The organism is Halocatena pleomorpha, assembly GCF_003862495.1.
In the GTDB taxonomy this organism is placed as follows: domain Archaea; phylum Halobacteriota; class Halobacteria; order Halobacteriales; family Haloarculaceae; genus Halocatena; species Halocatena pleomorpha.
Genome location: NZ_RRCH01000029.1, coordinates 56619 through 78555, shown reverse-complemented (window position 1 = coordinate 78555; position 21937 = coordinate 56619). Strand labels below are relative to the sequence as shown.

At 58.0% G+C, this 21937-nt stretch carries 22 protein-coding genes; 9 read left to right on the top strand and 13 right to left on the bottom strand.

The window, feature by feature from the left end; all coding sequences use genetic code 11:
* Positions 1–29: 29 nt before the first annotated feature.
* On the bottom strand, positions 30–539 hold the full coding sequence (locus tag EIK79_RS13625; protein ID WP_124955660.1) for a DedA family protein: 510 nt from the start codon (positions 537–539) through the stop codon (positions 30–32).
* Between the two features lie 309 nt (positions 540–848).
* On the opposite strand from EIK79_RS13625, the gene EIK79_RS13620 reads away from it, so the two are divergent.
* Both EIK79_RS13620 and EIK79_RS13615 read left to right on the top strand, forming a co-directional pair.
* Positions 849–2369, top strand: coding sequence for a sulfatase (locus EIK79_RS13620; protein ID WP_124955659.1), 1521 nt, complete (start codon positions 849–851; stop codon positions 2367–2369).
* 56 nt (positions 2370–2425) lie between these two features.
* A complete protein-coding gene (locus EIK79_RS13615) occupies positions 2426–3892 on the top strand; it encodes an MATE family efflux transporter (RefSeq protein ID WP_124955737.1) in 1467 nt (488 codons plus the stop codon).
* Positions 3893–3896: 4 nt separating this feature from the next.
* Here EIK79_RS13615 and EIK79_RS13610 read toward each other — a convergent pair whose 3' ends face one another.
* Positions 3897–4634: a hypothetical protein gene (locus tag EIK79_RS13610; protein WP_124955658.1), complete on the bottom strand. Its 738-nt coding sequence runs from the start codon at positions 4632–4634 to the stop codon at positions 3897–3899.
* 157 nt (positions 4635–4791) lie between these two features.
* On the opposite strand from EIK79_RS13610, the gene EIK79_RS13605 reads away from it, so the two are divergent.
* The 3 genes from EIK79_RS13605 to rimI all read left to right on the top strand — a co-directional run bounded on the left by EIK79_RS13605 (position 4792) and on the right by rimI (position 8018).
* Complete coding sequence (locus EIK79_RS13605) at positions 4792–5319, top strand: CDP-2,3-bis-(O-geranylgeranyl)-sn-glycerol synthase (protein WP_124955657.1); 528 nt, start codon at positions 4792–4794, stop codon at positions 5317–5319.
* A gap of 200 nt (positions 5320–5519) precedes the next feature.
* Positions 5520–7496, top strand: coding sequence for an aconitate hydratase (locus tag EIK79_RS13600; RefSeq protein WP_124955656.1), 1977 nt, complete (start codon positions 5520–5522; stop codon positions 7494–7496).
* A 57-nt stretch (positions 7497–7553) separates the two neighbouring features.
* Positions 7554–8018 carry a ribosomal protein S18-alanine N-acetyltransferase gene (rimI, locus tag EIK79_RS13595; RefSeq protein WP_124955655.1) on the top strand — a complete coding sequence of 155 codons (465 nt, stop codon included), beginning with the start codon at positions 7554–7556 and terminating at the stop codon, positions 8016–8018.
* Between the two features lie 222 nt (positions 8019–8240).
* Here the strand turns inward: rimI and EIK79_RS13590 are convergent, their stop codons facing one another.
* Entirely contained in the window at positions 8241–9707 is a 1467-nt protein-coding gene (locus EIK79_RS13590; protein WP_124955654.1) for a hypothetical protein, read from the bottom strand.
* A gap of 286 nt (positions 9708–9993) precedes the next feature.
* Entirely contained in the window at positions 9994–11223 is a 1230-nt protein-coding gene (gene gdhB / locus EIK79_RS13585; RefSeq protein ID WP_124955736.1) for a glutamate dehydrogenase GdhB, read from the bottom strand.
* A gap of 306 nt (positions 11224–11529) precedes the next feature.
* Between gdhB and EIK79_RS13580 the strand changes: the two genes are divergently transcribed.
* From EIK79_RS13580 to EIK79_RS13565, 4 genes are all read left to right on the top strand, one after another.
* Positions 11530–11934 carry a DUF5810 domain-containing protein gene (locus EIK79_RS13580; RefSeq protein WP_124955653.1) on the top strand — a complete coding sequence of 135 codons (405 nt, stop codon included), beginning with the start codon at positions 11530–11532 and terminating at the stop codon, positions 11932–11934.
* Between the two features lie 69 nt (positions 11935–12003).
* On the top strand, positions 12004–12429 hold the full coding sequence (locus EIK79_RS13575) for a DUF5809 family protein (protein ID WP_124955652.1): 426 nt from the start codon (positions 12004–12006) through the stop codon (positions 12427–12429).
* Entirely contained in the window at positions 12422–13042 is a 621-nt protein-coding gene (locus tag EIK79_RS13570) for an NUDIX hydrolase (RefSeq protein WP_124955651.1), read from the top strand. The genes EIK79_RS13575 and EIK79_RS13570 overlap by 8 nt, the downstream gene beginning before the upstream one ends.
* Positions 13043–13087: 45 nt before the next feature.
* On the top strand, positions 13088–13459 hold the full coding sequence (locus EIK79_RS13565; protein ID WP_368276877.1) for a rhodanese-like domain-containing protein: 372 nt from the start codon (positions 13088–13090) through the stop codon (positions 13457–13459).
* 45 nt (positions 13460–13504) lie between these two features.
* Here EIK79_RS13565 and yciH read toward each other — a convergent pair whose 3' ends face one another.
* The 9 genes from yciH to EIK79_RS13520 all read right to left on the bottom strand — a co-directional run bounded on the left by yciH (position 13505) and on the right by EIK79_RS13520 (position 21879).
* Positions 13505–13798 (bottom strand): stress response translation initiation inhibitor YciH, encoded by a 294-nt coding sequence (gene yciH, locus EIK79_RS13560; RefSeq protein ID WP_124955649.1) that lies wholly within the window; start codon positions 13796–13798, stop codon positions 13505–13507.
* A gap of 89 nt (positions 13799–13887) precedes the next feature.
* On the bottom strand, positions 13888–15978 hold the full coding sequence (locus tag EIK79_RS13555) for a transglutaminase TgpA family protein (protein ID WP_124955648.1): 2091 nt from the start codon (positions 15976–15978) through the stop codon (positions 13888–13890).
* A 74-nt stretch (positions 15979–16052) separates the two neighbouring features.
* Entirely contained in the window at positions 16053–17072 is a 1020-nt protein-coding gene (locus tag EIK79_RS13550; RefSeq protein WP_124955647.1) for a DUF58 domain-containing protein, read from the bottom strand.
* Positions 17069–18013 carry an AAA family ATPase gene (locus EIK79_RS13545; protein ID WP_124955646.1) on the bottom strand — a complete coding sequence of 315 codons (945 nt, stop codon included), beginning with the start codon at positions 18011–18013 and terminating at the stop codon, positions 17069–17071. Before EIK79_RS13545 ends, EIK79_RS13550 begins: the two co-directional genes overlap by 4 nt.
* 83 nt (positions 18014–18096) lie before the next feature.
* A complete protein-coding gene (locus EIK79_RS13540; RefSeq protein WP_124955645.1) occupies positions 18097–19179 on the bottom strand; it encodes a hypothetical protein in 1083 nt (360 codons plus the stop codon).
* Positions 19180–19187: 8 nt separating this feature from the next.
* Positions 19188–19652 carry a DUF6114 domain-containing protein gene (locus EIK79_RS13535; protein WP_124955644.1) on the bottom strand — a complete coding sequence of 155 codons (465 nt, stop codon included), beginning with the start codon at positions 19650–19652 and terminating at the stop codon, positions 19188–19190.
* Between the two features lie 69 nt (positions 19653–19721).
* Positions 19722–20369: a DUF6230 family protein gene (locus EIK79_RS13530; RefSeq protein WP_124955643.1), complete on the bottom strand. Its 648-nt coding sequence runs from the start codon at positions 20367–20369 to the stop codon at positions 19722–19724.
* A 371-nt stretch (positions 20370–20740) separates the two neighbouring features.
* Complete coding sequence (locus EIK79_RS13525) at positions 20741–21280, bottom strand: hypothetical protein (RefSeq protein WP_124955642.1); 540 nt, start codon at positions 21278–21280, stop codon at positions 20741–20743.
* Positions 21281–21405: 125 nt separating this feature from the next.
* Entirely contained in the window at positions 21406–21879 is a 474-nt protein-coding gene (locus EIK79_RS13520) for a hypothetical protein (protein WP_124955641.1), read from the bottom strand.
* Positions 21880–21937 lie beyond the last annotated feature (58 nt).

The window sequence follows — 21937 nt, the reverse complement described above, 5'->3', positions numbered from 1 at the left end:
CCGGTTATTTGATGGCACTCCACCGGGAATCAAAATAGCTGCAGTACACCGAGCGTAAGCAGGGCGAGCGCGGATTCGAAGAGAATCGTTCCGAACGCGGAGCTGATGACGAATCGGTGTGTGTCCAGTCGGGCGAATCCGGCCGGTATGGTGCACATTCCCCTGGTAAACGGAAGTGCGTTGCTCACGACGACGGACAGTGTCCCCCACTGATCGAACCACCGATCGAACCGATCGAGTCGGTCTTCAGAGACGCCAACCCACCGGTGTTCGAACAGGCGATCCCGTCCCCCACGTTTTGCGAACAGAAACAGCACGGTCTGACCGATCGTCGCTCCCATGGCAGCGACGCCGATCACGACGGCGATCTCGACCGGCGAGTGACCCGTGAGAAGGTATATCGCTCCCGGAACCAGCGATTCACTCGGAGCGAAATACAACAACATCGCCCCCTCAAGAACGAAGATACCGAACAAGGCGATGTATCCATACTCTATGAATAATCCTTCAACGAACGCCGAGAGATCAGCGTACGACATTGTGTGTTCGAAACGGAACGCCCCCTGTGAACTATTTCTACCGACTCCAGTCGCTGCGCGGTCGTATCGCGTTACCGATCGACTGCCACAACAGGCGAGACTCTCACACTCATCGGGAGTCGCTTCGATCCGGTGAACGAGCAGGCGCAGAACCGGCTGCTACCAGTGTCAGTCGGCGTCGGCCCGCGTCGATGACGAATATCCCAGAACGAAACAAACTCGTAGCAACCGTTTGTGGATTCGACCAACCATGTCACTAACAACAAGGGATGTCTATATTCATACTGGCCGGACGCATAGGAGGAGCATATGAGCGACGGCACGGATCGGAACGTCATCTTCATCGTTATGGACACGGTTCGGAAGGACCACCTCTCGGTGTACGACTACGATCGTCCGACGACGCCGGCGCTTGATCGATTCGCTGAGGAGGCACGCGTGTTCGATCAGGCCGTCGCTCCAGCGCCGTGGACATTGCCAGTTCATGCGTCGTTGTTTACCGGACTGTATCCCAGCCAGCACGGCGCAAATCAGGAGCAGCCGTATCTCGAATCGTCGGTGACGCTGGCAGAAACGCTTTCCTCGCAGGGATACTCGACAGCGTGTTACACGTCCAACACATGGATCACCCCGTACACGAAGCTCACGCGCGGATTCGACGACCACGACAATTTCTTCGAGGCGCTCCCGAGCGACGTGCTCAGTGGACCGTTAGCGCGGGTGTGGAAGGAGATGAACGACCGGAAAACGCTCCGAACGGTTGCAAACTGGCTGGTCAAGGCGGGGAACGTCGTCCACGAGTATTTCGCATCAAACCAACAAGCGGATTCGAAAACCCCAGCAGTGATCGACCGAACGATTGAGTTCATCGACTCGACAGAGGAGCCGTATTTCACGTTCCTCAATCTGATGGACGCGCATCTCCCGTACCATCCACCCCAGCAACACCGCGAAGAATTCGCACCTGGCGTCGATTCGACGACTGTCTGCCAGAATTCCAAGGAGTACAACTCCGGTGCACGCGCGATCGACGAAGAGGAGTGGAACGCGATCACCGGGCTGTACGACGCCGAAATCAGGCATATCGACGCGGAGTTGTCTCGACTGTTCGAGTGGCTCCGAGCCAACGGTGAGTGGGAGAACACGCTGATCGTCGTCTGTGCCGACCACGGCGAACTCCACAGCGAACACGATCTCTACGGACACGAGTTCGGTCTCTATGATCCGATCATCAACGTTCCGTTGCTCGTCAAACATCCGGATCTCGCCGCTGGACGGGACGATCGACAGACCGAACTGCTGGATCTATACCACACTGTGCTCGATCACGCAGGAATGACGCCGACGAGCGCGTTCGAGAATGGGGCCGTTTCGGTCGATCCGGTTCGGTCGCTGTTGTCTGAACCCGACCGAACCGACGGCGACGCGCTGATCGACGGCGGTGCCACGGCGTTCGTTGAGTACTCTCGACCCGTGATTGAACTGAATCAGCTTGAAGGAAAGGCACAAGCAGCAGGAATAACGATCGATGAAGAGTCACGGTTTTATTCACGGATGCGTGCCGCCCGTCGTCCGACCGGCAAGTATGTCAGAAACGAGCGGATTCCTGATGAGTCCTACCGGCTTGACGATGATCCCGAAGAACAAACCGATCTCATCGACGCAGACGATCCGATCATCACCGATATCGAAGCAGCACTCGAAACGTTCGAGTCCGAGATCGCCCGGCAGTGGACCGATAGCCCGACCCAAGCGGACGACGAGGAACTGCTGGACGAAATGAGCGAGCAAGCGAAAGAGCGTCTCGAACATCTTGGCTACAAGGAGTGATTGCCAGAGGCGAGTGTCACTGGTCTTAGGGCGCTTCGGTGAGTATCGGATCGACAGTGCTTTCGACGCTTCAACAACGGCTTCGGGCGGTGCTCATTGGTTACCCGAAACTGCTGGCACGGTTCGGGTTGGTCGACCGACAAAAGGGGACAGAAGCGTTCGACCTCGCCGTACCGGTAATGGTCAGTGGTGGGATGCGCACCGTGCTCCGAATGACCGACTTCTTTATGGTGAGCCTCGCGCTTGGCGACGCGGCTGTCGCGGGACTCGAACTCGGCTTTCAGTACTATTTCATCGGTTTCGGACTCGCGCTCGGACTGTCGAGCGGTACAATCAGCCTCGTGTCTCGGTGTATCGGCGCGGGAGAGCAAGCGGACGCGGAGTTTGCTATCAAGCAGTCGCTCTGGCTCGCGCTGTTGATCACTGTTCCGCTAACACTACTCACGTGGCTGTTCAGCGGAGAGATGGTCGAACTGTTGACCGACGATTCCCGAACGATCCAGCTCGGAAGCATGTACCTTCGGATCGTGATGCTCTCGGTGTCGTTCCGATTCTGGAGCATGATCGCCGCCCGCGCGCTGCAGGGAGCAGGAGACACACGCACGCCGATGTACATCCGGTTGATATCGATCCCGACCAACATCGGTTTGAACGCCGTGTTGATCTTTGGGACCGGACCGTTTCCCGAGTTGGGTATCGCGGGCGCGGCGTGGGGAACGACGATCGCAAACACGCTTGCAGCGGTCCTTTTTACTGGTGTGTTGGTTTCTGGGGCATACTCCGTCCGGTTTCGGATCGGCGGCAAGCAGTGGGACAAAGAGATCGTCAGGGAACTCATTCGCGTCGGCTATCCGCTCGCTGGACTGCAACTGATCCGAACATTCGGGCGCTTTCCGTTCTTGCTCATCCTTTCAACGATTGGGACGCCGGTCGTCGCTGCGTACGCTATCGGTCGGCGCATCATGTTGCTAGCGATGATGCCCGCGTGGGGCTACTCGACGGCCGCAAGCACGCTCGTCGGACAGAGCATCGGGACTGGAAACGAGACCGACGCAACCCGGTATGGGTGGCAAACACTCCGGATCGCAATCGTGACGCAGGTGTTGATCGGTGCGGTGCTCGTGGCGCTCTCGCCACAGATCGTACGGCTGTTCAACGCTGGTTCACCAGAGCTTGCTGTCGCGTTCGTTCGGGTGTTCGGTCTCGGCATTGTGGCGTTTAGCGTCTCACGCACCATGCGCGGCGGTCTCCGTGGTGCTGGAGATACGCTCTGGCCGCTGTACGGGACTGCAGTGGGGACGGGGTTGCGAGTTCCGATTGCGGCGCTCGGACTGCCGGCAGGCGTGGTACTGACATCGGTCGCGGACTGGTCGCTCGCCCCCGGTATGGGGTTGGGTTTGTGGGCCATCTACGCAGGGATTCTCCTCGACATGTACAGTCGAGCCGGCATCAATCTGTTTCGTTTCTCGACTGGACGGTGGAAAGCCGTTGCGCGACAGTCTGCCGTCGGGCGCGACGACTGAACACTCACAGCGTTCCCTGACTCGCGCTTGCCTCGCTCGTCACCGTGAATTCGAACTTCTTCTTGCGCTGGTGGAGTTCACACGCACCGGCGACTGAAATCGTATCTCCGTAACCACCGCTCCAGTTGAGCACGAACGCGCCGTTGTTCCCGGTGTTGGTTTCGTCGGGATCCGGCTGAATGCGCCCGGCAGGCAGCCGTCGGCGCGTCCGAGGGAACAGGGGATCGTCGAACCCGATCCGGATGGGGGTGTCGTCGGGACCGACACTCGTGGTCGGGCGGTACGAATCGAGAACACCCCCATCGATATCGATACCGACTGACAGGGTGGTGAGTGTGGTGTTAGAAACGCCATCATCGGGCTGTGTTGGTGTCGCGCCAGTCCACAGCCAGAGGCGGTACCGTTCTCCGCGTGTGGCTGACTGCTGGGACGGACGAACGCGATACAGAACCCCGGCAACGTCGATCGAGACATGTATCCCCTTCTTGTCAGCGGCCGTCCCGAGCACCCACTGATCGCTCCACGCACCGACATAAGTGAGCTTAGCGGTGTCGAACGGGTGATCGCTCTCGGTGTTTTGAACACCCCAGACGCCGTGTGGTCCGTAGCGATCATGGATTCGACCGACGTACGCGCGAAAATCACTCGCCGTCTCTCCCGATTCGGTTCCGGAAATCGATAGTGTTCGTGAATCCGACGCGCTGCGCAATAATCCGTCCAAACAGCCAGTACTAGTAGTCATACCGGCGGCTCCGACTGCCAGAAGCACTGTCCGACGGGAGTACGACCGAGGCATATCTGTTGTGTGAAAGATAGAGAAACAAACAGCTTTCGAGAGTGGGTCTGGCGTCATCATAGATCTAGTGTAGTTTAAGTTCGGGACCCCCCGCGTTGGGAGTATGCTTGAGGTTATCGTGATCGCGTTCTGGTCGATGTTGCCAGCGTACGTCCCGAACAACGCGGCGGTGCTATTTGGTGGCGGTCGTCCGATCGACGGTGGGCGGATCTACAACGGTCGCCGGTTGCTTGGAGACGGGAAGACGTGGCGCGGGACGGCTGCCGGAACGCTGGCTGGGATCGCCGTTGCGCTCGTGCTCAACGTGCTTGCTACACCGCTTCCGGGATACCTCCCAACGTTTCCGGTGACAGCTGTTTTTACGCTTCCGGCGGGTGCGATGGTGGGCGACATCGCCGCATCGCTGATAAAACGACGGACTGGACGCGATCGGGGGGCCGCAATGCCGGGACTCGACCAGTTGGATTTCGTGGTCGGTTCGCTTTCTCTCACCGCGATCATCGCTCCCGCATGGTTCAGTGACACGTTCACGATACCCGTGTTACTCGTCATTGTCGTGTTCACGCCGCTGTTCCACCTCGGTCTGAACGTGATCGCCTACAGATTTGGCTGGAAAGACGAACCGTACTGAATGCCAACAACAGCTATCACATTGGACACCACGAGTAAAGACGACGGTAAGCACGCGAAAAGCTGTAGCCTGATAAATTTAATACTCATTAATGATCGATCGGCAGAGAACGAGTCTGAACCGCCGATTTTAGGGGTAAAAGCGCAAAAGGAGCCGAACACGTGTCGTTTATACCCGTGGACGGTGGACATACGAATGATATGGGACAGACGCTCACTGAGAAAATTCTCGACGACCATCTCGTCGAAGGGGAACTAGAGACCGGCGAGGAGATCGGGATCGAGATCGATCAGGTACTCACACAGGACACAACGGGGACGCTCGTCTGGCTACAGTTCGAGGCGCTGGGGCTAGATGAGGTCCAGACGGAACTCGCAGCACAGTACTGTGACCACCAGACGTACCAGTTCGACTTTAAGAACACCGACGATCACCGGTTCCTCCGGTCGGCGGCCGGAACGTTCGGTGCGCACTTCTCCCGTCCAGGCAATGGTATCTGTCACCAGGTCCACAAGGAACACTTCGCTGCACCCGGCAAGACGCTGCTCGGATCGGACTCCCACACTCCGACGCCGGGCGGTCTCGGCCAGCTCGCCATCGGGTCGGGTGGTCTCGACGTAGCCGTCGCCATGGGTGGCGGTCCTTACTACATCGAGATGCCGGAAGTCGTCAACGTCCGACTTGAGGGTGAACTCCCCGAGTGGGCGACCGCAAAAGACGTCATCCTCGAAATGCTCCGAACGCAGTCGGTTAAAGGCGGCGTCGGAAAAATCTTCGAGTACACCGGTCCGGGCGTCGAAACGCTGTCGGTTCCCGAGCGGACGACGATCACCAACATGGGAACGGAACTTGGGGCGACGAGTTCCCTGTTCCCGACCGACGAACAGACCGAGGAATTCCTCTCCCGGCTCGACCGTGAGGACGCTCACGTCAATCTCCAGCCGGATGCTGACGCCGAGTACGACGACGAAATCGTCATCGACCTCTCCGAACTCGAACCGCTCATCGCTACGCCGTCGATGCCGGACAACGTCGTCCCTGTCAGCGAAGTCGCAGGGACGGACGTTGAGCAGGTCATCATCGGTTCCTGTACCAACGGTGCCTACGAGGACATCCTTCCCTCCGCGAAGATGCTCGAAGGTCGCCAGATCAACCGGAAAACAGAGATGATCGTCGCGCCCGGTTCCAAACAAGCCTCGGAGATGCTTGCCCGCGAAGGGTGGACAGCCGAAATGATGGCTGCCGGTGTCAACTTCTCAGAGGCGACCTGTGGCGCGTGTATCGGTATCGGTCACGTCCCCGCCTCGGATTCGGTCAGTCTGCGGACGTTCAACCGGAACTTCGAGGGTCGCTCGGGTATCGAGGACGATTCTGTCTATCTCTGCTCGCCGGAAGTCGCCACTGCTGCGGCGCTCAAAGGCGAAATCGTCGATCCGCGTGATCTCGCGGACGAACTCGGTGATCTCGACGCGCCCGGTCTGGAGATGCCCGATGAGTACGACGGATCCACGACCGACCTCATCGAGCCCGACGAGGCCGTCGACGACGGTCTCGTCAAAGGCCCGAACATCGGAGACGTGCCGCTGAAGGACGCGCTTGAAGCCGACCTCGAAGGGCCGGCGCTGTTGAAGATGGACGATAACATCACGACCGACCACATCATTCCAGCGACCCAGGACATCCTGATGTACCGGTCGAACATCCCGAAGCTCAGTGAGTTCACGCTCTCGCGGGTGGATGAGTCGTTCGCCCAGCGCGCGCTGGACGCCGACGGCGGGTTCCTCGTCGCCGGAGAGAACTACGGACAAGGGTCCTCCCGAGAGCACGCGGCGCTGTGCCCGATGTACCTCGGCATTGAGGGCGTGCTCGCCCAGAGCTTCGCCCGCATCCACAAGGCGAACCTGTTCAACTTCGGTCTCTTGCCGCTCTCGATCGACGAGGCGGACTACCAGCAGATCGAACAGGGCGACGACATCGAGATCATTGACGACGTAGACGAAGCCGTCCGGTCGGGCCAAGAGGAGTTCACCGTCCGCGTGAACGGCGAGTGGGAACTCACCGCCACGCTCGATGCCTCTGAACGCGAGCGCGAAATCCTCGCTGACGGTGGCAAACTCCCCCACACGCGCAAACAACACGACGCCGGCGCGAGCGACGCGACGCCTGCTGACGACTGATCGTCGCTGTCGCTGAGTGTCGTAGCTTCTATGCTACCACACGGCGTATAGGGTAGTGTGACGACGACCGTTCCCGGGACCGAGTTTGCTATCCGTGAAGCCGAGCGATCGGATCTTCTTGCAGTTTTTCGCATCGAGAAGGCGTCATTTCCACAACCATGGCCGTTTCGGGCGTTCGAGCGGTTTCTCGATGCACCGGGCTTTCTCGTGGCTGAGCGAGGCGGAACGATCGTCGGCTACGTCGTCGCTGATTCGGTGCCAAACCGTGGCCGGGCGATCGGGCATGTGAAAGATTTCGCCGTTCATCCCGACCACCGGGGCGTCGGTGTCGGGACGTCGTTGCTCCAGCGAACGCTCGCGGAGTTGGCGATGCGTGGGATACACACCGTCAAACTGGAGGTTAGGGAGACCAACGACGCGGCGATCCGGCTGTATCGCCAATTTGGTTTCACCCACCGACGAACCGTTCCGCAATACTACGCCAACGGAGAAGACGCGTTGATCATGGTGCACGAAGCGTAGTGGGCCGCAGCATTCTGTTTTTGAGCGTCGACGAATCCGCAGACGACACTACGGTCCATTCTGCAACGCTGTCACGGAAGCGAGTCGTCCGGACCGGCGGTGTGTGCGTCCGACGCCGATCACCGCAGTGGTAGCACGATTTCGTACCACCGTGCCGGTCCGGTCGATGAAGCGGACGAGTGCCGTTCGTCTGGAACGTCTACTGTGGCTTGGATTGGTCGACTACTCCATCACGTCGTTGTTTCCGTTGTTCTCCGGACAGAACAAGCGGAACCAGCAAATTTTCGATTTCTTCCGCTTGCCGTCGCGTTGGTTCGGAATAGTAGCACAGAATCCGCTGTTGACTGGCTCAGCAAGCACTGGTTCCTGTTTCTTGCAGTCCGCGCGCTTTCTTCCATGACGTTTGTCGTCCTTCTTTTTGCCTTTCTTTCTGCCCTTCTTTTCGTCCTTCTTGTATCTACAATCGTCATCACGCTTCTTTCGCGTCGCGTAGCTGACAGCGAACGGGAAGGGACCACAGATCGTCACTTGCTTTCGATCCCCTTCGACAGAGAACACGCTCGGATCGACTGCGTTACCGCCGTCGTGGCGGAGAGGACACCACATTCCGTTCTTGAACTTGAACTTGATGTTGAGACCCGGCGGACACTCGGGCGGTGCTGTGCATGGCGCGTCAGACGCCGCCACCAACTGATCGAATAGCACTTGCCCTTGATACTCTACGACCAGGCGCTCCGGATCTCGGTCACCCGGAAGTCCGACTTCTGCAACGCCGTTGGCGTCGACTGCTGGCGTGAACGGTTCCGAGGAGTCGTCGGTGAAGAAGACCGTAACGTCCAACTCTTCACCAGCGTCGATGTTCGCAGTCTGAATGGTGATTTGGGCACACGTGACATCGACATCGGTGACCGCCGGTTCATCCTCACACGGTGGGTCTGCCATCACACCCGCATCGAACAGGATCAAATTATCTTGATACACGACACGGACGTTTATCGGGTTGGACTCACCGGGCAACGGAACCGTTGCCTGATTGTTCTGGACCGGCACATCTTCGTCGGTTTGTGACGTGCCGTCTGCGAAGTCTACCGTCACGTCCAGTGTATCACCGTTTGGAATGTTTGAGGTAGTGATGACGACTTCATCACAGGATGCTGTCACGTTGTCTACTGCGGGGGGATTCTCGTCTCCGCACGTATACAGTGTAGCGTTGCTGATCTCCGGCAGCATTGGCGGCTGCCCGTCAGCTTGTTCGATACACCACGTCACATCTCCGCTTGGATCCGCAGGAACCTCTCCTCGGAAACAGTACTGTCCTGCTTTCAGCGTGATGTACTCGGCGTTGTCTGGGATCTCTTCCGCTGCTAGGGTGAAGCAGTTGCCGGAGAGATCGGTGAACAACGCGACGGCGATCGGCTCGTTTGTACACACATCACGCACACAATCGATACACTGTCCTGCCTGTCCCGGTGGGTCTGAAGGACCCTCCACAGCATCACCACAAAACGGTGCCGGTATCTCTCCGTCCTGCGCGGTCGATATGCTTGCGAGGCCACCAGCCCCAGCGAGACCGATACCACTGACGGCGAGTCCTTTGAGCCAGGTTCTGCGATTGGTGAGCGGCTGTGTGGTGTTCGATTCTTCTTCCCGCTGATCGGGGCTTTCTTCAGCTATGTGTTCGTCGGGCATAACCACTTGCTGCTAAGCCCCGGCTACTTCATTGTTAAGCACGTCCTGAATGGCCGTAGATGAAGTTTAAAAGTTACCAGGTTAATGCCACCAAATAACCAACAACATGAAATATAATATATAGTTGGGAGTATCTATAAAGTAATGTAGAAATACTGTGTTCAAAATAGTGTCACTGGTTCGAAGTTACGAAGAAATCGACGTTTCGCTGCGGCGAGAGCCACGGGTGTCGGTAGCGTGGTCCACAGACGGTATCAGAATCTACTGCTAGTCAGTTACGATTCACTCACGGCCATAGGCCGCGGTATTCGTGTGCTTCGACGATGCGCTGGAGTCCCACGACGTAGGTCGCGTCGCGCCAGGAGATGTCCTCTTCGATCTCGTACGTCTCTGCGACGTTGTTCCACGCGGACAGCATTTCGGACTCAAGCTTCTCGTTGACACGTTCCAACGACCAGCCCTGGCGGTTGATGTCCTGCAGCCATTCGAAGTACGAGACGGTAACGCCGCCAGCGTTCGCGAGGATGTCGGGAATGACAGGGATCCCTCGACGCTCGAAGATCACGTCCGCCGTCGAAGTCGTCGGACCGTTCGCCCCTTCAACGATCATCGAGGCGTTAATGTCGTTGGCGTTCGCCTCGGTCAGTACGTTACCGATCGCGGCCGGAATGAGAACGTCTACGTCTAGCGTGAGCAGCTCCTCGTTCGAAAGCTGCTGGGCACCGGATACCCCCGTCACAGCCGCCGGATCGTCGCCGTGTGACTGGATCGCTTCCGGATCCAGCCCCTCGGGATCGTACACTGCGCCGTCGATGTCGGCAAGGGCGACTACGTTCGCACCCCATTCATCAAGGAACACAGCAGCGTTCCCGCCGACGCTACCGAAGCCCTGAACGGCTACCGTCGTTTCCGAAAGCGGTCGATCGTAGTACTCACACGCCTGGCGGGTGATAATCGCAACGCTGCGGCCGGGTGCTTTCTCTCGTCCGTAGGACCCGCCGATGACCGGCGGCTTCCCCGTGACGACGCCGGGAATGGTTTCACCTTCCTGCATCGAGTACGCGTCCATGAGCCACCCCATCGTTTCGGCGTCAGTGCCCATATCCGGCGCAGGAATGTCGTGCATCGGCCCGATCACGTCCCGAAGCTCCTGGGTGAACCGCCGCGTCAACCGCTCTTTTTCACTATCGGACAACGAATGTGGATCGACGACGACACCGCCTTTCGCACCGCCGAAGGGAAGGTCCATCACGGCGCATTTCCACGTCATCCACATCGCAAGCCCAATACACTCCTCTTCGGTTACGGCGGGATGGTACCGGAGACCGCCTTTGAACGGACCACGAACCGAATCGTGTTGGGCGCGGTAGCCGGTAAAAACATCGACAGTCCCGTCATCGCGTTCAAGCGGGATCGAAACCCGCTCGACCCGTTGAGGATATTTGAGCCGTTCGACCACGTTGGAATCGATCTCCAACAGCGTTCCTGCCCGTTCAAGTTGCCGTCGAGCCGTCATCAACGCCGATTCTGGTTCCGTTTGCTCGGATCGTTCGCGCGCGACGGAGGCACCTGTTGCCACCGTCAGACACCCCGATTGTCTACAGAAACCACGTCAGTCGTTGACCACTGTCCTCTCGGACCGCTCATCGCAGTCATTGTCGTAGGTAGTACGTGGATCAATATAATATTAATCCATATATGCTATATTAACACAACTGCTCGTACCGCGGTGGTTCGACACAGGGGATCATATGGCGTCCGAAGTAGTGCCGGTGACTGCCGTCTCACAACTGCTTTCCGGCCAGCGTGGCTACACGTCAGTATGGGCTATGAGTGTCCCGTCTGCGGAATACCGCAGGCCGACGGTGGGCATCTGGCGAACCACATGGCGTTCACCGCGTTGGTTCACGAGGACGACCACGAAGCGTGGCTCGATGAGACCGTGTCTGAGTGGTCGGAGATGGGCGAAACCGAACTGTCCGAGGTGCTCATCGAACGGGCAGCAGACGCCGACTTTCCGCAGGTGTTTGAGGATACGACGACCGAAGGCGGTCATCACGAACACGACCACGAACGATCGGGGGCGTTGTTCGATGATGACGTTGAATCACCTCGCGGCCAGCACCACCGAATCGACTCCCCCGCTCTCGATGGGGAGGCACAAGCCGTATTGGAGGAGGCCCAGCGGCTGACCAAAGCGAGATTAGATGATGATGATGATGAATGATCCGTCCTTTGAGAGACTAGGGAGTGAAAAAGTGGTGTATTAACCGTTCGTCCCGACTACCCCCGTAGTATGCATTCGGAGGGATTGTTTGCTCCGTCGACGGCTGCGGATGTCCGCCAACAGTACGAGGAACTGGGTTCGGCGTCCCAAACCGTCGTTCGAGAGGTTGCGAAGTCGATGGCGTTCGACCGCGAGGAGTATGACGAGCGCGTCACCACGTCCGTCGTGACGACAGCACGCGACGCGTTGTTCGCGTCGTTGCTTGAGGTCACCGTCGGGACGCGCGAAGAGTTCGATGACTGGTGTGCAAAACGAGAGTACGAGATAGAACTCGCTGGCAGCGAATCGGTCGATCACGTTGTCTGGCACCCCGTCACGTTCGCTGAAACCGTCGTCGGGGCAACGTTCCAATCGGAAGAAGCGGCCGCGATCGGAACACTCAGACGCCAGGCATTCGGTCGTCACTACCGAGAACTTCTAAAAAACGATGCGTGAAACAGAGTCTTCACTCCCCGATGGCTGGCGGCGGATCGAATCAGTCACCGAATACGAAACTGGGTGGTACACCGGCGGATACGATCGTCTCGAACAGCCCGACGGCACCGAAAAGCGCTACTACTGGGCAGCGCTGCCGCCTGCTGTCGTCGTCGTCGCTCGGGATGGATCGGAGCTGGTGATGGTCGAACAGTATCGTCCACCGATCGAACGGCTCTGTCTTGAGTTACCCGCTGGCATCGTGGATATCGAGGACCATCCCGAAGCGAGCGAGCGCGTTGACGCGCCGGGCGGTCTCTCCCCTACCGCGAACGTTCCGCCAGCCGTGTACGAAACCGCAGGACGGCGCGAACTCCGCGAAGAAACGGGAACGGATCCTAACGAGGTCGTGTTCCTCGAAGAGGTATGGATCGCAACCGGACTCCTCACCCACCGCCGGGGATACGTTTTTGCAACCGATCTCGAACCAGCCGACCGCGATCTTGACACCAACGAATTCATCACCGTCAAGCGTGTCCCCGTCGACGACGCGCTAGCGGTGGCACGAACCGATCCCACCACCGACGCGACGCTCGAAGGACTGTTGTTGGCCGAACAGGACGGACTGCTGTGAACGTTCAGTTCGAGAGAACCGGTATCGGAGCGGAACCCACAGTATATCCGTTTTCGTCGGATTGATCAGAATATGGACGGAGAGATTACCGCCGAGGAACTGCAGTCGACACTTGAAGCCGACGACGACGTTCGGATCGTTGATATTCGCTCATCTGGTGCGTTCGAACGCGGTCACATACCGGGGAGTGACAACATCCCGTTCGAAGAGTTGCCACAGCGCGTTGAAGAACTCGACGGCGAAAATCGAATCGTCACGGTCTGTCCGCTCGGAAAGTCGTCGGTTCAGGCCGCCCGACTCATCGCCTCTTACGAAGGAACAAGCGACACGACCGTCGAAAGCCTCGCCGGTGGACTCGATGGGTGGGAGTACGCACTCACCGAGAGCACCGACGGCGGGGCGAACGCCCCGTTTTAAACTGACCGCTCTCGAAGTCGAACTGACGCTACAGAAGAGAGTATGCTAGGCCACGTTGAATCCCTGCTTGCGGAGGAAATCCTCAACCCGGCCGCTATGGTTTCCTTGGAGTTCGATTGATCCATCCTCAACCGTTCCGCCACACGCAAACTTCGATTTGAGGTCCGACGACAGCGAATCCATGTCGACATCCCGCGGATCGAACCCTTTGATGACCGTTACCTCTTTTCCGTATCGGCGCTCGTCGATGTGGATCGTGATTTCCTGGGACTCTTTGGCAACGTCTTCACAGACGCAGAGTTCCTGGGGCAATCCACACGTCGAGCAGACTTCCGACATTACAGACGGGACTACTCGATGGGCCTATTAAACACTGTCGACCGTTCATCCCGATTTTGACCCTGTACACCTAATTGGAGGAATGATAGTTATATGACCGAACATCTTTTAACTTGCCGATTGACAATCTCTACCGCTTCATCGGCAAGGGCTTGGGATGGATCGCCGGCGTACACGGCTCGTTCGTATATCTCTGCCATGCGTCGATCTGCCTGTTCACCAACCTCGTGAACGTACTGTAGTCTCGTTTCACCGGGTTGTCGCGGCCGGTGCTCGCGTTCGAGGAGGTACACTAACCGATCGAACGCGCGTTCGATATCGCGTTCGGGATCGCTGCGTGGTTGACGACGGAGCCATACTGCGCGATACGCCCGTGTTGTAACGCCGCTCCGGCGTATCGCTGCAACGACCCCGAGTACCACGATCATTCCGAACAGGATTTGCTCCCATGTCGGGAGGACAATCCAGGGATCGTCTTCGGAATTGTCTCGCTCAGTGCTGTCCTGATCGGGAGGAAGGGCCTGATTCGGAGAGTTCGTAGCGTTGGCTCCATCGGTGTTCGACTGGCTTTGGTTCTCTGGCGTCGGCGTGTGTGACGCGTTTGAAGATGTTTCGTTCCGGTCAGTCTGATCAGTCGGGGAGGGTGTCGTCGATCCAGCGTTGTCGTTCTCGGAATCCGTGGTGTTAGCGGCGGTCTGTTCCGCTTGCTCACGGGGGGTGGCCGGCGTCGGATCGAACTGCACCCATCCGTGATCGGGGAAATACACCTCGACCCACGCGTGCGAGTCGAGACCGCGGACGACCCACCGGTTTCCGTCGACTGATTCCCCCGGCGCATACCCGACCGCGAGTCGAGTCGGGATCCCTTGGGTGCGCAACATCGTGACCATCGTCGTTGCGAAGTAGGTGCAGTAGCCTCGTTCCATCTCGAACAGGAAATTGTTGGCGACGTGTTTGTCCGGGCGCTGCACGTCGAGCGAATAGTTCCAGTTCTTCTGGAGGTGGCGTTCAATAACCCGTGCCGTGTCGTAGCTGTTGTCAGCGTTTGCGGTCACGCGATCGGTGTACGCGTCGACCCGGTCGGGCGTACTGTCCGGGAGTTGGGTGTACCGCTGTCGGAGGCCGTCGGGGTAGCCGGTGCTCGCGTTGCGGAGCACAGCAGGCTCAGTCCGCAGCACAGCACTGGTAACCGTGTAGCTGTCTCCAGCGTCGAGCTGTTCGGACGGTTGCAATCCATCGAAGCCCGTCACCCGTGGGGATCGATTCTCGACGGAGATCGGTTTCCACGCCGCCGGCATGGTCGAGATTGACGATTCGGCGCGAACTCGCTGGCGAACAGTGTCAGTCGTTCCTGGCGGTTTCGAGAGAGACCCGTTGTACGACCGATCGTCGGCCGTCCGTACCCATCCTGTGCCGGTGTACCGGTCGTAGGCACCGACGCGCCAGTACGCTTCCCGGTCGCTTTCGATCGAGAACCGCACTTCGGGATCGAGGCTGATCGAGCCTTGTATCGAAAGCTGTGAATCGGCGCGTGTGAGACTGCCTTCGACCGTTTGCGCTCGATCCCCGTCGGATCCGCCGAGTATCGGGGTGCTTTCTCCGCCAGGAACGAGGCTGAGAGATGACGTGAGTACGACGATCACCGCGAGCACGACAAGGAGCGCACTCGCCCCCGAGAGATCGGTGTTGTGGCGCGCGAGATCCCCGAACCCGACCGCTGCTGTGGCACCGAGCACACCGATGAGACCGATCGTCGTGTTTACGTCTCCGGTAAGAATCAAGAATCCGAGCGCCAGACAGCCGACGAACGTCGCTTGACCGTAGCGGTGGCGGGCGGTGAAATACGCGGTGAGAAACACTGGAACGGGAGCGACGGCCGTGGCCCAAACACCTGCATTGATGATCTGGATGATCGACAGTCCCGTGAGCAACGCCACGATGTCTGTCTGGAACGCGTCGATAGAGAGGATGATCGAATAGCCGTTCGGTATGGTGGATGCGTACAGCATGGTTCCCCCAGCTGCGAGCAGACCGACACAGAGATACGCGACTACGGGACCCACGAACCGACCGAGGAGGAGTCCGGTAACGAGCGCCCCACAGACGACCAGAAAAAACAAGTCCGGATCGCCGTCGATATCGACCGCCCGATACAACACCCAGAGGTAGGATATACTCATAACCGCTAGAGCAGCCAGCGAACACAGCCATGGCCACGGTATCCGATCGTGGTCGAGTCTGTCAGTAACAGTCGTCACGAGTTACCACCCGGTGTCGTGTCCACGGCGTGTAATGCCGGTTCGCTCGATCGGCGCCCGGAGTGACGGTAGTCGACCAATCGGTCGAATGGAATCTGGTGACCGTCGATCTCCACGACTGCGTGGCCGCGTTCACCGCGTACGCAGACGTCGGCTGATTCAGTGCGAGCAGTCGGAACGCGTCCCGACGTGGCTTTTGCGAAGAATTCAAGGACCGACTGTCGAGTTGTGGTCTGTGTGTGTTCGAGGCGACTGTTTGGAACTGTCAACCCCACGTTGACGCCGTTTCTGAGTAGAAAACAGACGATGCTTGCGGCCGCACGCGCCATTGCGTCGGCGTTTTCCGCTCCGCTGAGCGATTCAGCGACGACCGAAACGCTGGACTCGCTCTCTCGCGTGTGTTCGACGACGAAAAGGTCCTGCTGTTTGGCGCTCGTTTTCCAATGGACATTGCGGAGCGATTCGCCCGGCGTGTACTCCCGAAGCCCTTGAAACTCTTGGCGTTCGGGCACTCCGTCCCCGCCTGTGAGGGTGGCGAACACATCCGTTGCGGCGATTTGGTGAATATCAGGGTAGACGAGTATCGGATCGAAATCGGTGTACTGGTATCGCTCAGTGACTAATCCGAGAGGATCGCACACGGTGACCGAAAGCGGCCCGACCGAATGGACGCCTCGACGGATGAACGTCACGTCGTACTCGACCGATCCGTCGTCACTGACGGCCATCTCAACAGTCTCCGGACTGACGCCGTCGATCCGATCCGTGACCGTTGCCATCGCGTCCGTCTCGATCTGTAGGCCAATCGTGCGAGTGTCCCCCGGCATTCCCGGTTCGGTACTCGTCCGTTCGACCGTCGGCCGATCGGCCAATGTGACCTGACCGAGGGCAAACGCGAGCACGGCAACCGCCGGAACGACAACGACATCGAGCGAACGGGCACCGAACGACGCCCCAAGTATCACCCCAACAACGGCAGCAGCCACGACTACAGCTCCGCGTCGTGTCAGATTCATACGTCGACGGATTCGAGCGCAGCGGTAACGATAGAGGCTGGCGCGTCGCCACTCGGTACTGGTCTGATCCGGTGGGTAAAAACCGAACGTATTTCCTGTTGAACATCTTCCGGAATCACGTACCCCCGTTGATCGAGTACTGCTCGGGCCTGAGCCGCGTGGAGCAGCGCGACCGATCCTCGTGGACTCGCACCCGGCTGTGCGTGATCCCGCGTGTACCGCGCGAGTCGGGTGACGTACTGCCGGATAGCGTCCTCCACTCGAACGTTCGAGACGGCGCGTCGTGCCGTCTGTATGTCGTCGATGGTGGCAACCGAAGACAGCGACTCGATCGGATGTTCGCCGGTGACTCGCCCCAACAGTTCGGTTTCTTCGTGTTCATCGGGATACCCCAGATGGAGACGTTTCATGAAGCGATCGATCTCGGCTAGGGGCAGCGAGTACGTTTGATCGTCTTCGACGGAGTTCTGCGTGGCGATGACGGTAAACGGCGATGGGACCGGATGCGTCTCGCCGTCGACAGTGACTTGTCCCTCATCCATCGCCTCTAACAGCGCACTCTGTGTTTTGGGAGGCGCGCGATTGATCTCGTCCCCAAGGACCACGTTCGCAAAGATCGGTCCGTTGCGGAACTCGAATTCCTGCGTTTTCTGATTGAACACGTTCGCGCCAGTGATGTCGCTCGGGAGGAGATCCGGTGTGAATTGAATCCGTTTGAATCGGCCATCGACCGACCGAGCGATCGACCGAGCGAGCATCGTCTTACCCACTCCTGGGATGTCTTCAAGTAGAACGTTTCCCCCTGCCAACACCGATGTGACGAGATGTTCCACGGCCTCGTGTTGCCCGACGATCACCTGCTCTACGTTTTCGATCACGCGCCGCGCCACCGTTTGGGCGCGTTCGATATCCATCGTCTCAGCAGTGATGTTGTCCGTCATTGATCCTCTGTACGACTAGGGATTCTCACGAACACACATACGCTTTCTCAGAAACCGTAAACGGAGTAGAACACGATTGCCAGTTAGCTGAACAACGGTCCCAGTATGCCAGACAGGATTCCGTCATCTTCATCATCAGTCGTCGTCGGCTGGGGTGTTCCGGTCGGAATAGACGGTGATTCTGGCGCGTCTGCCTCGGTTTCAGTCGCATCTGGTTCGGAGGTGTTCCGATCGGTTCGGTCAGGGGTGTTCTGGAGCGACTCTGCCTGAACGTCGGTCCCCTGACTGACAGCCTCAGACTGTGCGTCTGTTGCTGTCGGCGTTGCCGTGTCATTCGTCCCTGATTCTACTGCTGTCGTCTCATTCGTGACGTTAGTCAGCGTCTCGTTAGTGGTGTTCGTGACGTTGGTTAGCGTCTCATTAGTGGTGTTTGTGACGTTAGTCAGCGTCTCGTTGGTGGTGTTCGTGACGTTAGTCAGCGTCTCGTTGGTGGTGTTCGTGACGTTAGTCAGCGTCTCGTTGGTGGTGTTCGTGACGTTAGTCAGCGTCTCGTTGGTGGTGTTCGTTTCAGTAGAGTTGTTGATCCCGAGTTCAGATTTGGACGTGTTCGTCTCCGCAAGAACGTCCGAGAGTTCTGGGCCACCGACGCTCGGTGGTTCACCGCCAGACGAGATCGAAAGCCCATCCGTCTCTAAGTTGTCGACACCGAGCCAGTAGGCTTTGAGCGTCGTCGGCAACGGGTTCGGTACCCCCGGCGGGAGACAAATGCCGAGCGTCGCTAGTGTGTTGACCAGCGGATTCTCGCCGTTCGTGTACAAGACGAGATTCCCGCTCACGTCCCCCGTTGGGAAGCTGATATGGGACTCGATACTCCCTTCCTTTCCGACATAAATATCGACGTCTTTCAATGTCGAATCGGAGACTGTGACCTTGTTCACGTCGGGTTCGATTTTCTCCGCACAGATCTGTCCGGCATCTGCTATATCCGGGTGAATCGAGCCCGTTCGAACAGTGAACGTCGCGCGGTCATCGACACCATCAGGCGATTCTTGGGCCGACGTGACGAACACGAGACTTCCACTCGTAACGAGTAATAGCGAAAATCCACACGCAAGCGCGGCGCGGAGCGGCCCGACCGACCGGATTCGTCGTTTTAAGCTGTCCATCGACATTTTTATCGCCACTTATTCACGAGCCCGGAAACGCCCATGTCCTCAGCGTCCTCATCGTTCGAATCTGAATCCACGTCCGTGCTGCCGTTCCAACTGAACGGACTGTTCTCTTCGACCAGCTCAGACTCCCACGCAATACAGAGATTCGACCCGATGAGCGAGAATATCATCCCGATAAGCAATCCCCCAAGCGTCCCCATCAATGAAGTAAACGAAAACACGACACCGGCGTAACCGAGTATCGTGGAGTACTCCGGCTTCGTTAGGGAAAACACCCCGATCAAGAAGATGAACGAAGCGTTCACTAGTCCGATGTAGGCGACCGTGTTGCCCCCGATGAAAATCGTGTCCTTTGCGATGAACATCGGTACATAAAACATGAACACGCTCCCGAGAAGCAAGAACACGCCACCGAGCACCGGACGACGCTGGCGCCACTGTTCGAGTCGTTGTCGTCGGTCGCTCATGAATCCATAGGTTGTATTTATCATGATCGCTGTGATGCTGTTCTAACGGAAGTTGGCAGGCCCTACCAACTACTCGTTGTACTGACCGTCACCGTCTTGGTCGTACTGGACTTGCAGGCTCAGACCTGGAATGCTGATCGAACTAGACGCAAGGTAGTGCGCCTTGATGTTTGCTCCTTGTAGCTTCTGAGCCGGGCCATCGCCACTAATGTCGACAATCTTTCCATCCTGAAGCTTGTCCTGATTCTTCGACGCGTCACCCGCCCAGATGCCGAACTGGTCTGATGGGTTGTTCGAGTTGGACTCGTCGATAACCTGCTGGTTGAACTCCGCGGTGTCGGCTTCGATGTTGCTCACCTTGACCATCTGCTGATCTGCTGTTACAGTGTCACTAGATGTCATCACGACCCGAGCACTACCGCTGAGTCCGGGCACCGCGCTCACATCGAGCGACTTCATGAGCTTCATCCCATCAATTTTGACGTCTTTCTGCTCAATCACTGCCATCGGATAGGCGTCTTGATTGCTGGTGTCATCGACTCCTGGATAGATATACGCCGACTCAGCAGTGAGCTGGTCTGCCTGAATCGTGAACCCACCGATACCGGCGAGCGGAACGGCATACGCAGACCCCGTAGAAATGATGAGTAACGCAATCACAGCCAGTAGTCCGATCGATGCACCCATTCCCTTTCCAAACGTGCGCTTGTTGTACATGGTTGTTAATGTCGTGCGTACCTGGTCGGTCGATGGAGGGAAGCCATATATAGTCACCGAAACAAACACGTCTCGTAGCGACTCCCTCACGCCTCCTCACACACGACAATCTACGGATGGCCTCCCGAACGATCGAATTCCCGTGTAACCCACTGTCTCGCGTGTCCATCGACCCGACCGTTGTTTCTATGTCACTCAGTTAGACCTTTTGCCCGGACATACGCGGCTATTTAATACCATAGTTGCCCATCATATTTCCTAATGGATTTTCGGTGACGTATCCTCAGTCATCTTTGAGCGGCGTTTTTCGGGGGCGTTACCGGGTCGTCGTTCGAAATCAGGTCAGACAAATAGTAGTCCGGTCGGGATTCTCACCGTTCCATAGCGAGACCGTACACGAGACCCATCATTCCACCGTACGTCATCCACGCGAACAGCGAGACGAGTCCCAGCGCTGGCAGCGCGCTCGGTCCACCGATGAAGAGAAGCCACAGTTGGACGAGCACGCCGAAGAAGACGACACCGACGAGGAGTCCGTAGATCTGTCCGAGTGCGAACAGCGTCACGCCGAGCGCGGACACGTTGAGGAGCGGCACGAGTACTTTCTGTAACAGCGAACTGTTGCGTGATAACATGATGACCCGAGTGACGAACGCGTTGATTGATCCCGAAACGAACGCGAGAAACGGGAACGCGAGTACCACACCGTAAACGAACAACAGTCCTGCGCCGGCTAGCAACGTTGGTCGTCCGACGGTTGCCCCGAGCAGTTTGAGCGCTTCGAGATCACCGAGGTGAAGGATGACGTTCGCTTGCAGCGCGCCGAACAGGCTTCCACCGAGGATGGCTTCGATATCTCCGATGTCGATGTCGGTCTCGATCGCAAACAACGACCGAATGGTACGTTCCATACTCTCGCGCGTTCCTGCTCTTATAAAAATCTCTTGTGGGAATAAGAGGGTCGTTTATTACATACAATGAAGATGGGAGATAACGACGGCGTGAGTGCCGACCGACAGCCGAATAGTTCAGTGAGTCAGCGCCTGAACAGTACGTCGACGAGCGTGCGTAGCAGTCCACCGATCGCGCTGCCGATGAGGCTGTCGACAAGGATGAACGCTGCGACGCCCAGACCGATGTACAGCGGTTCGAGAACCCCCGCTCCATTGAAGACGGGACTGATGATACCAAACAGTTCCTGAAGCAGCGTCGGGGGTTCGGTGTACAGTCCGATCAACGCGCCGGTGAACATGACGACCGTTCCCCCTGCGATACCCGCGAAAGTGCCAGCAATAACGCCGTGGAGCCACCCGCGTGGGCCGCCAACCATGTACGCGGCGACGAATCCCGCGATGACACCCCCACCGACGTAGTTGAGCACCGGTACTAACATTGCACTCATGTTGATGAGAACGCCGAGTACGGCCCCTACAATCACTGCCTGCTTGTCGATCGAAAAATCGATCGCGGCAAACTGTGTCCCGGATGCCGTCGTGTTATTCCCACTCATACACCTTCATATTGTTCAATATCATAATAAACCCTCGGGGTCCGGGGCTTGTGGACAG

What these genes read in the sequence shown, in the direction of transcription:
- EIK79_RS13535 (WP_124955644.1), bottom strand. Translation starts at nt 19,652, where the DNA reads ATGAGCGACCGACGACAACGACTCGAACAGTGGCGCCAGCGTCGTCCG.
- EIK79_RS13545 (WP_124955646.1), bottom strand. Translation starts at nt 18,013, where the DNA reads ATGACGGACAACATCACTGCTGAGACGATGGATATCGAACGCGCCCAA.
- EIK79_RS13625 (WP_124955660.1), bottom strand. Translation starts at nt 539, where the DNA reads ATGTCGTACGCTGATCTCTCGGCGTTCGTTGAAGGATTATTCATAGAG.
- EIK79_RS13525 (WP_124955642.1), bottom strand. Translation starts at nt 21,280, where the DNA reads ATGGAACGTACCATTCGGTCGTTGTTTGCGATCGAGACCGACATCGAC.
- EIK79_RS13575 (WP_124955652.1), top strand. Translation starts at nt 12,004, where the DNA reads ATGCATTCGGAGGGATTGTTTGCTCCGTCGACGGCTGCGGATGTCCGC.
- EIK79_RS13620 (WP_124955659.1), top strand. Translation starts at nt 849, where the DNA reads ATGAGCGACGGCACGGATCGGAACGTCATCTTCATCGTTATGGACACG.
- EIK79_RS13530 (WP_124955643.1), bottom strand. Translation starts at nt 20,369, where the DNA reads ATGTACAACAAGCGCACGTTTGGAAAGGGAATGGGTGCATCGATCGGA.
- gdhB (WP_124955736.1), bottom strand. Translation starts at nt 11,223, where the DNA reads ATGACGGCTCGACGGCAACTTGAACGGGCAGGAACGCTGTTGGAGATC.
- EIK79_RS13590 (WP_124955654.1), bottom strand. Translation starts at nt 9,707, where the DNA reads ATGCCCGACGAACACATAGCTGAAGAAAGCCCCGATCAGCGGGAAGAA.
- EIK79_RS13540 (WP_124955645.1), bottom strand. Translation starts at nt 19,179, where the DNA reads ATGGACAGCTTAAAACGACGAATCCGGTCGGTCGGGCCGCTCCGCGCC.
- EIK79_RS13520 (WP_124955641.1), bottom strand. Translation starts at nt 21,879, where the DNA reads ATGAGTGGGAATAACACGACGGCATCCGGGACACAGTTTGCCGCGATC.
- EIK79_RS13570 (WP_124955651.1), top strand. Translation starts at nt 12,422, where the DNA reads ATGCGTGAAACAGAGTCTTCACTCCCCGATGGCTGGCGGCGGATCGAA.
- EIK79_RS13580 (WP_124955653.1), top strand. Translation starts at nt 11,530, where the DNA reads ATGGGCTATGAGTGTCCCGTCTGCGGAATACCGCAGGCCGACGGTGGG.
- EIK79_RS13610 (WP_124955658.1), bottom strand. Translation starts at nt 4,634, where the DNA reads ATGACTACTAGTACTGGCTGTTTGGACGGATTATTGCGCAGCGCGTCG.
- EIK79_RS13550 (WP_124955647.1), bottom strand. Translation starts at nt 17,072, where the DNA reads ATGAATCTGACACGACGCGGAGCTGTAGTCGTGGCTGCTGCCGTTGTT.
- yciH (WP_124955649.1), bottom strand. Translation starts at nt 13,798, where the DNA reads ATGTCGGAAGTCTGCTCGACGTGTGGATTGCCCCAGGAACTCTGCGTC.
- EIK79_RS13555 (WP_124955648.1), bottom strand. Translation starts at nt 15,978, where the DNA reads ATGAGTATATCCTACCTCTGGGTGTTGTATCGGGCGGTCGATATCGAC.
- EIK79_RS13600 (WP_124955656.1), top strand. Translation starts at nt 5,520, where the DNA reads ATGGGACAGACGCTCACTGAGAAAATTCTCGACGACCATCTCGTCGAA.
- EIK79_RS13605 (WP_124955657.1), top strand. Translation starts at nt 4,792, where the DNA reads ATGCTTGAGGTTATCGTGATCGCGTTCTGGTCGATGTTGCCAGCGTAC.